10 protein-coding genes and 1 tRNA gene are annotated in these 15127 nt (G+C 60.8%); 10 read left to right on the forward strand and 1 reads right to left on the reverse strand.

Annotated features, from left to right (window positions below; all coding sequences use genetic code 11):
- Nucleotides 1-2 precede the first annotated feature (2 nt).
- The 8 genes from RTK35_RS25650 to RTK35_RS25685 all read left to right on the forward strand — a co-directional run bounded on the left by RTK35_RS25650 (nucleotide 3) and on the right by RTK35_RS25685 (nucleotide 11372).
- Nucleotides 3-79 (forward strand) — tRNA-Ile (locus RTK35_RS25650).
- A gap of 339 nt (nucleotides 80-418) precedes the next feature.
- A complete protein-coding gene (hsdR, locus tag RTK35_RS25655; protein ID WP_316909300.1) occupies nucleotides 419-3892 on the forward strand; it encodes a type I restriction-modification system endonuclease in 3474 nt (1157 codons plus the stop codon).
- 428 nt (nucleotides 3893-4320) lie between these two features.
- Nucleotides 4321-5865: a class I SAM-dependent DNA methyltransferase gene (locus tag RTK35_RS25660; RefSeq protein ID WP_316909301.1), complete on the forward strand. Its 1545-nt coding sequence runs from the start codon at nucleotides 4321-4323 to the stop codon at nucleotides 5863-5865.
- A complete protein-coding gene (locus RTK35_RS25665; RefSeq protein ID WP_316909302.1) occupies nucleotides 5862-7196 on the forward strand; it encodes a restriction endonuclease subunit S in 1335 nt (444 codons plus the stop codon). The genes RTK35_RS25660 and RTK35_RS25665 overlap by 4 nt, the downstream gene beginning before the upstream one ends.
- Nucleotides 7197-7307: 111 nt before the next feature.
- On the forward strand, nucleotides 7308-8612 hold the full coding sequence (locus RTK35_RS25670; RefSeq protein WP_316909303.1) for a hypothetical protein: 1305 nt from the start codon (nucleotides 7308-7310) through the stop codon (nucleotides 8610-8612).
- Between the two features lie 96 nt (nucleotides 8613-8708).
- A complete protein-coding gene (locus RTK35_RS25675) occupies nucleotides 8709-9575 on the forward strand; it encodes a hypothetical protein (protein WP_316909304.1) in 867 nt (288 codons plus the stop codon).
- Nucleotides 9576-9590: 15 nt separating this feature from the next.
- Nucleotides 9591-10502 (forward strand): restriction endonuclease, encoded by a 912-nt coding sequence (locus RTK35_RS25680; RefSeq protein ID WP_316909305.1) that lies wholly within the window; start codon nucleotides 9591-9593, stop codon nucleotides 10500-10502.
- A 399-nt stretch (nucleotides 10503-10901) separates the two neighbouring features.
- Complete coding sequence (locus RTK35_RS25685) at nucleotides 10902-11372, forward strand: Bro-N domain-containing protein (RefSeq protein ID WP_044405628.1); 471 nt, start codon at nucleotides 10902-10904, stop codon at nucleotides 11370-11372.
- Nucleotides 11373-11458: 86 nt separating this feature from the next.
- On the opposite strand, the gene RTK35_RS25690 is transcribed toward RTK35_RS25685, so the two are convergent.
- A complete protein-coding gene (locus RTK35_RS25690; protein ID WP_003084988.1) occupies nucleotides 11459-11617 on the reverse strand; it encodes a YqaE/Pmp3 family membrane protein in 159 nt (52 codons plus the stop codon).
- A 128-nt stretch (nucleotides 11618-11745) separates the two neighbouring features.
- Here RTK35_RS25690 and RTK35_RS25695 point away from each other — a divergent pair, with 128 nt between their 5' ends.
- Entirely contained in the window at nucleotides 11746-13206 is a 1461-nt protein-coding gene (locus tag RTK35_RS25695) for a sigma-54 interaction domain-containing protein (protein WP_316909306.1), read from the forward strand.
- A 485-nt stretch (nucleotides 13207-13691) separates the two neighbouring features.
- Nucleotides 13692-15077 (forward strand): GntP family permease, encoded by a 1386-nt coding sequence (locus tag RTK35_RS25700; protein ID WP_222900850.1) that lies wholly within the window; start codon nucleotides 13692-13694, stop codon nucleotides 15075-15077.
- Nucleotides 15078-15127: the final 50 nt, after the last annotated feature.

A 15127-nucleotide genomic window follows, 5' to 3' on the forward strand; every position in this document is an offset into this window, starting at 1 on the left:
GAGGGCCTATAGCTCAGTCGGTTAGAGCAGAGGACTCATAATCCTTTGGTCCACGGTTCGAGTCCGTGTGGGCCCACCAAACAAAAAGCCGCGCATTGCGCGGCTTTTGCGTTTCTGCAGCAATAACAGTCCGATAGAAAAATTCAGTCCAATGCCGGTACAGCGTTGCCTTTTTATGAGCCTGGAAAATAGCCACCATCGTAAAAACGGTAGACAGAAACCAGGAGGCCCTAGCACGCAAAACCGGTCGGCAGACCTTCACAAAGCTCAAACAACAGAAAGGGAGAAAACAGGAAGCTTAAAATTAGCCGCTAAGTTTTTGCTCCCCTTGCCCCTCCGCCTTGAGTAAGCTTCCTGAAATGTTGCGCAGTGGATCCCAATTTGGCGCAGCTAGGTGAATGGGTTCAAAGGATCGACCATGGAAGCCAGTAGTAACTTCGCTTTTCTTCAGGAACACGACCCGCTATTCCTGCAACTAGCCAGCACCGCTGAACAAGTATTCGCCGCCGATCCCAACACCACACTAATCAAGCTGCGCCAGTTGGGAGAAGCATTGGCCCAAGATCTGGCTAGCCGTGCCGGTATCGAGTTCGACGCCAACACCACGCAGGCCGATCTACTCTACAAACTCAGCCGCGAAATCCAGCTGGATCAGAACATCTGCAGCCTTTTCCGTACTCTGCGCGTCGAAGGCAACAAGGCCACCCACGAATTCCGTACCCGGCACCGCGAGGCCATGGATGGGCTAAAGGTCGCCCGCGCTCTGGCCATCTGGTATCACCAGTCCTTCAGCAAGAACGCCCGCACCTTCAAACCCGGCCCCTTCGTCACCCCGAGCGACCCCAGCGCTCCGCTACGCGACCTTCAGAGCCAGATCGAACAACTCAAGGCGCAATTGGACGAATCCACACAGCAGTTGGAAAGCAACCAACAGCTGGCAGAGCTGCATAAGCGTGAAGCCGAGGAATACGCCGTACTCGCCGAACAAATGGACGCCGAATCGCGCAGCCATAAGCAACTGGCGGCTGAACATGAAGCCGCCCTGCGCGAGCTACGCAGTGAACACGAGCAACGCATCAAAGCCCTGCAGATCCAGTTGTTGACTCAGCCGCAAGCTGCGCAGCAGGTCATGCACTGCACCATGCAAGCGACCAGCAGCTTTGATCTGAATGAAGACCTCACCCGCATATTGATCGACCAGCAGTTGATCGACGCCGGCTGGGAAGCCGACTCTCTCGACCTCACTTACAGCAAAGGCGCACGCCCCGAGAAGGGTAAGAACAAAGCCATCGCCGAATGGCCCACCAGCAGCGCCAAGGCTTGCGCCGACTACGTACTATTCGCTGGCCTCACACCAATCGCCATCGTTGAGGCCAAGCGCAAGCGCATCAACATCGCCGACCGCATCCCCCAGGCCGAGCGCTATGCCCGCGAGTTCAACCTCGCCGCCGAGCATCAGCAGCCCTGGCTACAGGCCGGCCAAACACAGCCTTGGAGCGACGGCCAGGGTAGTCACTTCCGCGTGCCCTTTGCCTTCGCCTGCAACGGCCGCCCCTATATCAAACAGCTCGCCGAACAGTCAGGTACTTGGTTCCGTGACCTACGCAGCCCAGCCAACACTCGCCGGCCACTGCCAGACTTCCACACGCCGAATGATCTGCTTGATTTGCTCAAACGCAGCCAGACAGAGGCCGAGGCCAAGCTCAAGGCCGAAGGCTTCTCCTACCTCAAGCTGCGCGACTACCAAGAGAAAGCCATCCAGGCCGTAGAGCAGGCCCTAGCCAACAATCAGCGTGACTGCCTGCTGGCCATGGCCACCGGCACCGGTAAAACCCGCACCATCATTGGCCTGATGTACCGGTTCCTGAAAGCCGAGCGCTTCAAGCGCATTCTCTTTCTGGTTGATCGCAGCGCCCTCGGCCAGCAGGCCATCGACTCGTTCAACGACACAACGCTTGAGCAAAACCACACCCTGGCACAGATCTACGACATCAAAGAGCTGGGTGACATGGCTGCCGAAGCGGAAACCCGCATTCAAGTGGCCACCGTGCAGGCTATGGTCAGCCGCATTTTCCGCTCGGACAACCCGCCGCCCGTGGGCGAATTCGACTGCGTCATCGTGGACGAAGCCCACCGGGGTTACACCCTTGATCAGGAGATGACCGAAGGCGAGTTGGCCGTGCGCGATCACAGTCAGTACCTCTCGCAATACCGCCGCGTTCTCGACCACTTCGATGCCTGCCGCATCGGTCTGACAGCCACCCCGGCCAAGCACACCAGCGAAATCTTCGGCAAACCGGTATTCACCTATAGCTACCGCGAGGCCGTAGCGGACGACTGGCTGGTGGATCACGAGCCGCCGATCCGCTACGAAACCCAGCTCAGCAAGCACGGCATCCGCTTCGAGAAAGGCGAGTCGGTCAGCGTCATCAACACCCAAACCGGCGAAGTCGACGTAGCCGAGCTGGAAGACGAGCTCACCTTCAACATCGAATCGTTCAACCGCCGCGTGATCACCCCGGCCTTCGACAAAGTCATCTGCGATGAGCTGGCCAAGGAGCTGGACCCCTTTGGCGAAGAGAAGACCATGATCTTCTGCGTCAACCAGGCCCACGCCGAACGGGTCAAAAACCTGCTCGACGATGCATTCAAACAGGCCTACAGCGAGCAATACAACGAAGCTGCCGTGCGCATCATCACCGGTCAGAGTGACAAGGTTGAGCAACTGATTCGCCGCTACAAGAACGAGCCCACCCCCAATATCGCCATCACCGTCGACCTGCTCACCACAGGTATCGACGTACCGAAAATCTGCAACCTGGTGTTTATGCGCCGAGTGCGCTCGCGCATCCTCTACGAGCAGATGAAAGGCCGCGCCACCCGCCGCTGCGACGACATTGGCAAAACCGTATTCCGCATCTACGACCCCGTCGATCTCTACGCCAGCCTGGAAGCGGTCGACACCATGAAGCCCCTGGTGAAGAACCCCAACATCAGCCTGGAACAACTGGTCAGCGAACTCACCAGCGGAGTCAGCCATGACGCACCCGGTAGCCACGACGACAGCAGCCACGCCCATGACGTGCTCAACCAACTGAGCCAACGTGTCATGCGTATCCTGCGCAAGGCTCAGCACAAGGCCCAGGACAAACCCACGCTCAAGAAAAAGCTCGATGAGCTGAAAGAAGTGTGGGGCGTTGAACCGGCCCAGTTACATAAACACCTGCACGACCTTGGACCGCAGCAAGCCGCCAACTTTGTCCGCCAACACAGCCAACTGCTCAACCAGCTCGCCTCCGTCAGTGCCCTGCTCGGTTCGGAGAACTACCCGGTTATCTCCACCCACAGCGACGAACTGCTGGTACGCGAGCAGAACTACGGATACAACCAGAAGCCGGCTGATTACCTGGAGAGCTTCAACGACTTTATTCGCAGCCAACTCAACCAGTCAGCGGCCCTTGGCGTTGTGGTCAACCGCCCCAAGGATCTGACCCGCGAGCAACTGCGCGAAGTCCGCCTACTACTCGACCAGCACGGTTTCAGCGAAGCCAGCCTGAAAAGCGCCTGGCGCAATCAGACCAACCAGGAAATCGCCGCCAGCATCATTGGCTATATCCGCCAAGCCGCCATCGGCGAAGCCCTGTTGCCCTTTGACCAACGCGTGACCATGGCTATGCAGAAAATCTACGCGCTGCAGCCCTGGACGCCCGTACAGCGCAAATGGCTGGATCGCCTGGCCAAGCAACTGGTGCATGAAGTGGTCATCGACCCGCAGCAGGTCAACGATGCATTCCGTAACGATGGCGGCCTCAAGGCGCTGGATCGCAACCTGGGCGGCAACCTGGATCAGGTACTGGAAGCCCTGAATGACAACCTATGGTCGGCGGCGTGAAGCGCCTTGACGTGCCCGTTCTCTTCTGGCTGCAGGCGTCCGCAGTCCTGGGACAGCGGACACCTCCTTTCGCCCCCAAACACTCACCACACCTATAACAAGGCGAACGACACACCGGCGCTCCTACTCATCTCTGCTGTGCCAAATATCTTGCAAAACGAAGCGTCGCTTCATAGCCTCGCGCGCAACACACGCCATGCCTATGACTGCTTCAGCTATGCACCAATTAAGCGTTTTTATGGCCGTCAATTTCCTCATGTGAAGTCCTTTTGTAACCCAGCCATTGACATGAATACGCAGCTAGTTCGAGCCAAATAAAGCGATGCATTACCAAAACCCAGGTAAAACGCGCCGCGCCCCCATTCAATCCCGTGAGCCGAATAACCGATCTATTCGGCTCACGCCATGAACCAATTAGAGATAAGTCCATGACCAACTCCGATATCGTCCAGAAGCTCTGGAACCTCTGCGACGTACTACGCGACGACGGCATCAACTACAGCGACTACGTCACCGAACTGGTCCTGCTGCTGTTCATCAAAATGGAATATGAGCAGGTCCAGAATAACGGCAGCTTCGCCCACAAGCTGCCCGAGGGGGCGCGCTGGCCGGATCTGGCGGGTAAATCCGGCCTCAACCTGCTGACCTACTACAAGCAAACCCTGCTCGACCTGGGCCAGAACGCCGACCCGCTGATTGCTGCCATCTACGCCGACGCGCAAACGCGCCTGAAAGAGCCGCGCCACCTGGAGCAGTTGATCAAAAGCCTGGACGGCATCGACTGGTTCAGCGCTCGCCAGGACGGCCTCGGCGATCTTTACGAAGGCCTGCTGGAGAAGAACGCCAGCGAAACCAAATCCGGTGCGGGCCAGTACTTCACCCCGCGCCCGCTGATCGACAGCATCATCAACTGCCTCAAACCGCAGCCAGGTGAAACCATCCAGGACCCGGCCGCTGGCACCGCAGGCTTTCTGATTGCCGCCGACGCCTATATCAAGCGCCACACCGACGACCTCTACGACCTCGACGCCAAGGCCCAGGCCTTCCAGCGCAACAAAGCCTTTGTCGGCATTGAGCTGGTGCCCGGCACCCGCCGTCTGGCGCTGATGAACACCCTGCTGCACGGCATGGAAGGCGATGAGGAAGGCGTGGTGCACCTGGGCAACGCCCTCGGCCAAACCGGGGCCAACCTGCCCAAGGTGGACGTGATCCTATCCAACCCGCCCTTCGGCACCGCCAAAGGCGGCGGCGGCCCCACCCGCGACGACCTCACCTACAAGACCAGCAACAAGCAGCTGGCCTTCCTCCAACACATCTACCGCGGCCTCAAGCCCGGCGGCCGCGCGGCGGTGGTATTGCCGGACAACGTGCTGTTCGAAGCGGGCGTCGGCACCGAAGTGCGCCGCGATCTGATGGACAAGTGCAACCTCCACACCCTCCTGCGCCTGCCCACCGGCATCTTCTACGCCCAGGGCGTCAAGACCAACGTGTTGTTCTTCCAGAAAGGCACGCAAGCCAACCCGCGTCAGGAACACGGCTGCACACAGCGCGTATGGGTCTATGACCTGCGCAGCAATATGCCCAGCTTTGGCAAGCGCACCCCCTTTGGCGCGCAGCACCTCAACCCCTTTGAAGAAGCCTATGGGGATGACCCCAACGGCAATAGCCCGCGCGCCGAGAATGTCGAAGGCATCGGCGAACTCAGCCGCTTCCGCGTATTTACCCGAGACTTCATCCGCGAGCGCGGCGACTCCCTGGATATCAGCTGGCTCAAGGATGCCGATAGCCTGGACGCGGCCGATTTGCCTGCTCCCGAAGTGCTAGCGGGTGAAGCCATGGCCGAACTGACCGAAGCCCTGCATGAGCTGGAAGAGTTGATGAAAGCGCTGGGTGCGGGGGATGAAGTGGCGGCGCAGAAGCAGTTGATGGCGGAGGTGATGGGGTTGGTCGTGGGGCGGGAGAACAACGAATGAACCACACCGAAAAGCTAACTGGTTGGGCTAGTAGCAAGCTAGCCGAGATTATTTCCCCTCAAAGTAGCATTTGCTACGGCGTTCTAATGCCAGGCGAATTCACACCCAACGGCATTCCACTAATACGTGTCAAAGACATCAATAAGAACATAGTAAATGACGAGCAAATATTTCTAATCAGCCAAGAGCTTGATAGCGAATTCAAGAGAAGCAAAGTAACTGCTGGCACAATATTGATATCTATACAAGGAACAGTTGGCTGCGTCGCAATAACCCCTGAACACTTAGAAAACGCCAACATATCGAGAACAATCGCCAAACTAGAACTGGCTGAGCCTGTAATGTCTAAGTGGATATGGGCCTCTCTTCTTTCCCCCCAGGGACAAGAAAAGATGCTTGAGGAAACCGGTGGCTCGACAAGAGCCAGCCTTAATATTTCAGCACTCCGAGAAATTGAACTACCTATCCCACCGCTGGCCGAACAAACCCGCATCGCCCAAAAGCTCGATGAGTTGCTGGCCCAGGTCGACACCCTCAAAGCCCGCATCGACGGCATCCCCGCGCTGCTCAAACGCTTCCGCCAATCCGTCCTCGCCGCAGCGGTTTCCGGGAGGTTGACGGAGGAATGGCGTTCGGCAAACTCAGATAGCAAATCACAGCATAACTCCAACATGCCTGTTGGTTGGTCACAGATCCCGTTGGGGCGTTACGCCATCAACTTTGATGGCGCTCGCAGGCCGATTTCAGCAAAAGAACGTGAATCCCTAAAAGGCGATTACCCCTATTTCGGTGCCACAGGCCAGATCGATAGCATCGACGGATATACCCATGAGGGAGAATTCGTACTGGTTGGCGAAGATGGTGCAAATCTTCTCACTCGCGCAAAGCCAATTGCCTTTATCGCCCAAGGGAAAATCTGGGTGAACAATCACGCCCACGTTATTGCCAGCCCAACTGGGCACTCGAATTCTTACTTGGCGTTTTACCTAAACACTCTGGACATCACCCCCTGGGTTAGCGGATCAGCCCAACCAAAGCTGAATCAGAAAAACATGAACGAAATACCAGTTTTTGTTCCGCCTCCAGAAGAACAAACCGAAATCGTTTGCCACATCGAACAACTGTTCGCTTTCGCCGACCAACTGGAAGCCAAAGTCGCCTCGGCCAAAAGCAGTATCGACCAACTGACCCAAAGCATCCTGGCCAAGGCATTTAGAGGCGAACTGGTGCCGCAAGACCCGAACGACGAACCGGCCAGCGTGCTGCTGGAACGCATCAAAGCCCAGCGCGCCGCCGCTCCCAAGGCCAGGCGTGCTAGAAAAGCGCCGTGACAGATAGCTACCCATTGCGGAGTGACAAGAGAAGCCAATAGCATCCGGCCACTACGCAAAAAATTAACCTCTCCACCAGTTTGCGCACGATCAGTACAAGGAGTTCGATCAATGGATGAATTCATTACTTACGGTGTAGCTGCGTTTTCTGCAGTTGCTTTGGGAGGCGCGGCTCTACTTTTCATCAAAAGCCGCAATGCTCAGAAAGCCCAGCCGATCAGCCCGCTACAGGTAGATGCCGCAACTGAGCCGACAGTAGTCAATCAACCATCGGCCGAGCTCAGTCCGGAACTAGTTGTGGCGGATAGCGAAGGCCGCCAACTGGTTAAAACCCGCTTGATCACTCAGATTCCAGCAGGTGCCCCATCTTTCTCAGGCCCAAATGATGTTGCGGTAAAACGTGGCCAACAACTGGCTGCCGACCTGTTAAAGGGTGTCACCACATTGCCGAATAAGACCCTTGAGCTGGTCTTTGATCCCGAGATCCAAAAAGGCCTTTCGGAGGGCACTTTGACCATCATGGATGCGGTCGGTGGTGGTCAACGCGCGATAGCCATACAGAGTAATGGTCAAATCGCAGGGCACGGCCGTCTCCTGGAAGGAGGTAAAGCCAAGCAGCTGGCATCAGGAGCATTTCACTTGCTCAGCATTGCTGTCGCGCAATCTCATTTGGCAGATATCAATCGGAGCCTGGATAGCATCCAAAGAGGTATCGAAGAGCTTCGGCAGACCCTTGACGATAATGACCATGCAAACCTTTACGGCTCGATGGGCTACCTCGAGTATCTCGTTGGGTTCATGCGCGACCTGAAGTCACCCGAGCAGTTTCCCCAAGAGAAACGAAACCAGATCGAAGCGATCAAGCGCGAGACGATGCAATGGCTCGAGAAGCTGCAGCGCGAAGCCTCTCGCTTGAAAACCGATATTGAAAAGCAGCAAACCCTCGATACCTTTGGAACGGGTGAAACCCACAAGGCGCTGGTTACCCATGCCAGCAAGGTAAATAGCCTGTTGCAGAAGCGAGATGCGTTATTGCGAATTCTCGCTCTGCTCGACATTGGTACGGCTTACCTTGACCCAACAGGTTGCGACCAGTGGGCGTTGAGCCTAGGTGATAAATACAGCAAGTCCTTCCTTGAAATTGATGAGCTACTTACCGCCCAGCGGGATCGCTCCATTGAGCTTCTGTCTAGTGCTGTGTTTAACCGCGCCAGCACGCTTGAACAGAGGAAACACGACCTCGTCAGTCAGAATGAGAGCATGAGGGCACTCACCCTTGACCATCAAAGGGCTTACAAAGCCACAGCAGACATGCTGTCCATGCATCTGAAAAAGTATCGCGACGAGAATCAACCTATCCGCACAGCTCTCACCTTCGACCAGCACGGCAAGGTCTGTCAGGTCGCGATGCTCTGACGGTCAAACCAATCCTCTGAGTAAAGGCTTTGCTCCTCCCATTCCAGAGAAGCAACCGAGCAAGGCTAGAGCCTGATTCGCTGAAGGAGCAGCCCCATGAACCCCAAGGACTGGATAGACCTGCTGCAACGTCTGCTCGGCTGGGTCAGTGATCGACGCAACCCGGTCCGCCGGCAGGCCGTGCGCGTGCTGGCGACCTTCGAAGCCCACGGCGTGGCCTGCACGGAGATCAACGCGCTGCTGCCGGCCTCGCTGCGGCTGACGGCGTACCAGTGGTCCAACCCCGATCAGCTAAAGCCGCTACTGCAGCAAGCGCATCTCGACTGGATCAATCAGCATTTCGCCCTGAAGCCGGACTGGCTGAGCGGCCTGAGCAATGGCGCTCACCAACAGATTTTCAGTTACAAAGCGCCGGCTGAACTGCATAAGTGGTTTATGCAGCACAGCCACGTTACCGAAGACATCGAGTTTCGGCTCTATCTGATCACCTCGGACACAGACGAAATCGGCCCATCCAGTGAGGGCTACTACGCCCTGGTATTGGAGCAACTAGGCGATGACCATGCTACCTGCAGTCGCTTCTTCCACCTGACCGAAGGTGGGCATTTCGAGCACTACCCAAGCCTGATACATCTGCTGCAAGTCCTGGCCATTGCCCACTACCACGGCGCCATCTTCCAGCGTTCGCAGCTGGAGGCCTCTGCCCTGTATCGGCTGAGCCATCACCAGGGCCTGATTCCGTCCTGGCTGGATCGCTGCCGGCCCCACCCGCTGGCCGCTGACCATGAGTTATGGCCGCACTTCTCCGGACACTCGCCCTGGCTGGATGCATTGCGCGCCGAGGCCGAGGAAGGCCTGCTCCGCGCCGGCCTGACCGACGTAGTTGAGCGGCTGCACACCGATACCCAACGTTTCTCACGCCAGCCCAGCAGCGGCCCGTCGCCTGCTGCTCTAGCTCGCTGATTGCAAGGAGGCCCTATGCCCATTCCAGACTTCCAGAGCATCATGCGCCCGGTGCTCAACGCCGTCGCCGATGGTACTGCGCTGGGCCTAAGCGCACTGCGTGAGCGTATCGCCGACGAGTTCCAGCTTAGCGAAGAAGAACGCCATGAACGCCTGCCCTCCGGACGCCAGACCGTGATCAACAACCGTGTAGGCTGGGCGCGCACCTACCTGAACAAGGCCGGGCTGTTGAGCATTCCTGTCAAAGGCCAGGTACAGATCACCCCACGCGGGCTGGAAGCCCTGACCACAGGCCCCGAGCGCATTACCGTGGGCTGGCTCAAACGCTATCCGGAGTTCGCCGAGTTCCACACGGCCCGGCCAAGTGGCTCCGACACCGAAGCGCTGCCAGTCGCCGTCGAGGAAGACATCACGCCCGACGAGCAATTGAATCAAGCGCACCAGGCACTGATGAAGTCGCTGGCCGACGACTTGTTGACCCAGGTGCGTGCCGCAACGCCAACCTTCTTCGAGCAACTAGTGGTCGATCTGATGATCGCCATGGGCTACGGCGGCTCACGCAAGGAGGCTGGACGCGCCACCCAGCAGACCAGCGACGACGGCATCGACGGCATCATCAAGGAAGACAAGCTGGGCTTGGATGTGATCTACCTGCAGGCCAAACGCTGGAGCAACACGGTACATCGCCCGGAGATCGACAAGTTCATCGGCGCGCTCACGCGCCGGCGTGCGCGTAAAGGTGTGTTCATCACAACCTCGGAATTCTCCGCCGGCGCCCGCGAAGCAGCATTGGGCCTGGATATCAAAGTGGTGCTGATCGACGGTGTCGAACTGGCCCGCCTGATGATTGAAAACAGCTTGGGTTGCAGTGTGAAGCAGGTATACGAAGTGAAGGAATTGGACAACGACTACTTCATCGAGGACTGACTCACTGACTCGGCATCACTTTTCATGATCTAGCGGTGGAGAGACCTAGAGCACCAGATGGCCAATCTAGGGGGCATCACCGCACCGCCTCTCTCCGAAGATTCCTACCCCTCACCGGCATTGCCGTCCTACGCACTCGGCTCGTAGCGTCTCCCCCGTCGCAGCGCTGGCTGCGGCCGGGAGTGGAATCCCGAAGACGGTAGTAAGCATGTACGCCATAAGCAGGGTCAGCGAATGGAAGTTCCGTTCGTTGCCTCTGGCCTTCTATGGCGGACCGTGCGAGGCGGGCGCAAGCCCACCGGTTCCTATCGTCCCGGTATTCCACACCTCGCACGGTCCGCCACCCTCATGCAGTCAGGAACCGGTGGCGGGCTCCCCCTACAAGGAAGGAGTCTCACCATGTCCTACGAGTGCTACATCCCCACGGTTTTCCACCGCCATCACCGCGCCTTGCGCGCCCTGCTGATCGACGACCAGGTCTGGTTCGTCGCCCAGGACCTCGGCCCCCTCACCAACCACCGCTTCGACGAACGCCTGTCGCGCAAGCTGGACCCGGACCAATGGCGCCACGCCCGCGTGGAGTACGTACAGGGCGGGGAGCAGGAGGTGCTGCTGATCAACGAAAGCGCAGTGTTCGAGCTGCTCAAGGTCAACTTCTACCACCCCGAACACCGCGCTCTGCGCCAATGGCTGACCCAGGACGTGGTGCCCGCGCTGCGCTCCGCCGCCACGCCGCAACTGCCCCGCCAACGCCGGGTCACCTGGCAGGGGCGCGAGTTCAGCCTGATGGAATGGCAGGGCCGCCAGTGGGTGCGGGTGCGTGATGTGGCCGACCTGTTCGAAGGCCGCGAATTCGCCACGCGGCACTAGCCCGCCGTTTCAACGGCGCAGCGGCAACGCAGCCCGTTCAACCGCCTGCTGGAGCGGAACCGGGGGCCCGCAGTGCCCCCGGTGCCTCAGCGCTTGGCAATGATGTACACCGCGTGGACGATGCCGGGGATGTAGCCCAGCAGGGTGAGCAGGATGTTCAGCCAGAAGGCGCCGCCGAAGCCCACCTGGAGGAAGACGCCCAGCGGCGGCAGGAGGATGGCGATAAGGATGCGGATCAGGTCCATGACGACTCCGTGCAAGTCAGTGGGTACCTGCAGTCGACCACCGCTGCGTCACGGGGGTTCAGGCTTTCTTGCCGGGCCGGCGAGGCGGCTTCCATAATCGCCGGCGTTTCCTTTCCGGAGCCGTGCCCATGGCGATCTCCCGCGACGACCTCGCCCCCCACGGCCTGATCATCGGCGTCTCCCCCGAGCGTTTCCGCGAAGTGGCGATGCCGCTGCTGTTCGACCACCTCGACGCCCAGTGCGAGGGCACCATCGCGGTGAACCGCCAGGCGCGCATCGTCTGGATCAACGACAAGTACGCCCAGAAGCTCGGCATCGCCGACCCGCGCTCGGTGCTCGGCCGCGAGGTGGAAGACGTGCTGCCCGCCAGCCGCCTGCGCGAAGTGGTGCAGAGCGGCGCGCCGAGCATGCTCGACCTGATGGCCTTCGGCGACGAGCACTTCGTGGTCACCCGCATCCCCCTGCGCGACGCCGACGGCACCCTGGTGGGCGCCCTGGGTTTCGTGCTGTTCGACCGCGCCCGCCACCTGCAGCCGGTCATGGCCAAGTACAACCAGTTGCAGAACCAGCTCGCCGCCGCCCAGCGCGAACTGGCCCGCGCCCGCCGTGCGCGCTACACCATCGCCGGCTTCATCGGCACCAGCGCCGCCGCCAGCGAGGTGAAGCGCCAGGCCCGCCGCGCCGCCCAGCTGGACGCCACCGTGCTGCTGCGCGGCGAGACCGGCACCGGCAAGGAGCTGCTCGCCCAGGGCATCCACAACCTGTCGCTGCGGGCCAGCGGGCCTTTCGTGGCGGTGAACGTGGCGGCCATCCCGGAATCCCTGGTGGAGGCGGAGCTGTTCGGCACTGCGCCAGGTGCCTTCACCGGCGCCGACCGCCGCGCGCGGGCCGGCAAGTTCGAACTGGCCGACGGCGGCACGCTGTTCCTCGACGAGATCGGCGACCTGCCCCTGCCGCTGCAGGCCAAGCTGCTGCGCGTGCTGCAGGAGCAGGAGGTGGAGCCGCTGGGTTCCAACCAGGTGAAGACCCTGAACGTGCGGGTGATCGCCGCCACCCATGTGGACCTGGAGGCCAAGGTGGCTGCCGGCGAATTCCGCGAAGACCTCTACTACCGCCTCAACGTCCTCGCCCTGCGGCTGCCACCCCTGCGCGAGCGCCGGGAAGACCTGCCGGCGCTGATCGAGCACCTCGCCGACGACATCGCCAGCCGCTCCGGCCAGCCGCCGCTGGAGCTGACCGACGACGCCCTCGCCCTGCTCCGCGCCCAACCCTGGCCGGGCAACGTGCGCGAGCTGCGCAACCTGCTGGAACGGGCGCAGCTGCTGGGCGACGGCACCCAGCCCCTGCATGGGGCGGAGCTGGCCGAGCTGCTGGTGGACCCACTGCCGCCCAGCGCCGAGCCCGCCCCAGCGCCCGAGCCGTCCGCACCGCGCGATGTCCGCCCCCTGGCGGACAGCCTGGCCGAGGCAGAACGCGCCGCCATCCTCACCGCCCTCGCCGCCTGCGACGGCAACCGCACCCGCGCCGCCGAACGCCTCGGCATCGCCCGCGCCAGCCTCTACAACAAACTCCAGGTGCACGGGTTGTAGCCGGGCGGCTTCCCCGGGCTGAAGCCCGGGCTACGGGCCGGAACGCCGGGGGATGGAGAAGTGGCATCCCCCCCACGGAACGCACAGGTGGCGTAGGGTGGATCGCGCTTCATCGATCCACGCGGCGCGGGCTCGATCGCGGGCAGGGCGTGCGTTTACCTGCGGCCACGGTGTTTGAGGGTGGGCGCGTTGGTGGATGGGAAGAGCGCCATCCACCCTACAGCCCGGGGGCCTCGCGCTTGGGTTATGGGCGTCCATATTTTTGGACATCGCTCGAAACAGGCGTCCAACAATCAGGACACCGTCCATTTATGTGGACACTTGAATCGCTCCGTTCTCCTTCCCGCCAATGGCTCAAACCCAGTACCAGCGCCTTCCCCAGGGCTTTTCAGCCCACCTGGCACAGCTTTCGCTCTATACCGGCAAAGGGCCGACCCAGGCCCGGCCGCTGCGGCGGTTCAAAACAACAACAAGAAGGAAATCCCATGGGTACCCTCGGAATCCTGCTGTCCCTCGCACTGCTGATGTTCCTGGCCTATCGCGGCTACAACGTGTTGATCCTGGCGCCGCTGATGGCGCTGCTGGCGGTGCTGTTCGCCGGTGATGCGGCGTTGATGCTGCCCACCTACACCCAGGTGTTCATGAAGTCCCTGGGCGGCTACCTGATCCAGTTCTTCCCGCTGTTCCTGCTCGGCGCCATCTTCGGCAAGTTGATGGACGACTCCGGCTCGGCCCGCGCCATTGCCCAGGGCATCGTCACCCGGCTGGGGCGCGAGCGGGCCATCCTCGCCATCGTGCTGGCCTGCGGGCTGCTGACCTACGGCGGCGTGTCGCTATTCGTGGTGGCCTTCGCCGTGTACCCCATCGGCACCGCGCTGTTTCGCGAGGCGGGCATTCCCAAGCGGCTGCTGCCCGGCGCCATCGCCCTGGGCGCCTTCACCTTCACCATGACCGCCCTGCCCGGCACCCCGGCGATCCAGAACGCCATCCCCAGCCCCTTCTTCGGCACCGACGCCTTCGCCGCGCCCATCCTCGGGCTGATCGGCGGGCTGATCATGCTCGGCCTCGGCAGTTGGTGGCTCGCCGCCCAGGCCCGCAAACTGATGGCCGCCGGCGAAGGCTACGGCAGCCACAAGGACGACCCCACCGAGCAGGGCGGCCTGCCGGTGACCGGCTTCTGGCTGGCGCTGCTGCCGATCCTGCTGGTGATCGCGCTGAACTTCCTGATGGCCAAGCAGGTGCTGCCCAACCTCGACACCAGCTACCTGGCCAAGCCCGAGTTCGGCGGCCTGCAGGACGCCAAGTCGGTGATCGGCATCTGGTCGATCATCGTCGCCCTCGGCGCGGCGGTGCTGCTGCTCATCGGCCTGCACTGGCGGCGCTGGGTGGACCTGAAGCAGAGCCTCAACGACGGCACCTTCGGCTCCATGCTGCCGATCCTCAACACCGCCTCCGAGGTGGGCTACGGCACCGTGATCGCCTCCCTCGCCGGCTTCGTGGTGATCCGCGACCTGGTGCTGAGCGTGCCGGGCAACCCGCTGGTGTCCGAGGCGGTGGCGGTGAACATCCTCGCCGGCATCACCGGCTCCGCTTCCGGCGGCATGTCCATCGCCCTCAAGACCCTCGGCGCGCAGTACCTGGAGATGGCCAACGCCGCCGGCATCAGCCCCGAGCTGCTGCACCGGGTCGCCGCCATGGCCTCCGGCTGCATGGACACCCTGCCCCACAACGGCGCGGTGATCTCGCTGCTGGCCATCTGCAAGCTGACCCACCGCGATTCCTACAGATTCATCTTCATGAACACGGTGATCTTCCCCCTCGCCGCCCTGGTGGTGGTGATCACCCTCGGCAGCCTGTTCGGCAGCTTCTGATGAGTAGCCCGTGGCAGCGAATTCATTCGCGATGCGGCCCGCAGGGGCGC

This window comes from Pseudomonas sp. zfem003, from assembly GCF_032621675.1.
Taxonomy (GTDB): domain Bacteria; phylum Pseudomonadota; class Gammaproteobacteria; order Pseudomonadales; family Pseudomonadaceae; genus Metapseudomonas; species Metapseudomonas otitidis.

What these genes read in the sequence shown, in the direction of transcription:
- RTK35_RS25700 (WP_222900850.1), top strand. Translation starts at nt 13,692, where the DNA reads ATGGGTACCCTCGGAATCCTGCTGTCCCTCGCACTGCTGATGTTCCTG.
- RTK35_RS25680 (WP_316909305.1), top strand. Translation starts at nt 9,591, where the DNA reads ATGCCCATTCCAGACTTCCAGAGCATCATGCGCCCGGTGCTCAACGCC.
- RTK35_RS25665 (WP_316909302.1), top strand. Translation starts at nt 5,862, where the DNA reads ATGAACCACACCGAAAAGCTAACTGGTTGGGCTAGTAGCAAGCTAGCC.
- RTK35_RS25695 (WP_316909306.1), top strand. Translation starts at nt 11,746, where the DNA reads ATGGCGATCTCCCGCGACGACCTCGCCCCCCACGGCCTGATCATCGGC.
- RTK35_RS25690 (WP_003084988.1), bottom strand. Translation starts at nt 11,617, where the DNA reads ATGGACCTGATCCGCATCCTTATCGCCATCCTCCTGCCGCCGCTGGGC.
- RTK35_RS25685 (WP_044405628.1), top strand. Translation starts at nt 10,902, where the DNA reads ATGTCCTACGAGTGCTACATCCCCACGGTTTTCCACCGCCATCACCGC.
- RTK35_RS25660 (WP_316909301.1), top strand. Translation starts at nt 4,321, where the DNA reads ATGACCAACTCCGATATCGTCCAGAAGCTCTGGAACCTCTGCGACGTA.
- RTK35_RS25670 (WP_316909303.1), top strand. Translation starts at nt 7,308, where the DNA reads ATGGATGAATTCATTACTTACGGTGTAGCTGCGTTTTCTGCAGTTGCT.
- hsdR (WP_316909300.1), top strand. Translation starts at nt 419, where the DNA reads ATGGAAGCCAGTAGTAACTTCGCTTTTCTTCAGGAACACGACCCGCTA.
- RTK35_RS25675 (WP_316909304.1), top strand. Translation starts at nt 8,709, where the DNA reads ATGAACCCCAAGGACTGGATAGACCTGCTGCAACGTCTGCTCGGCTGG.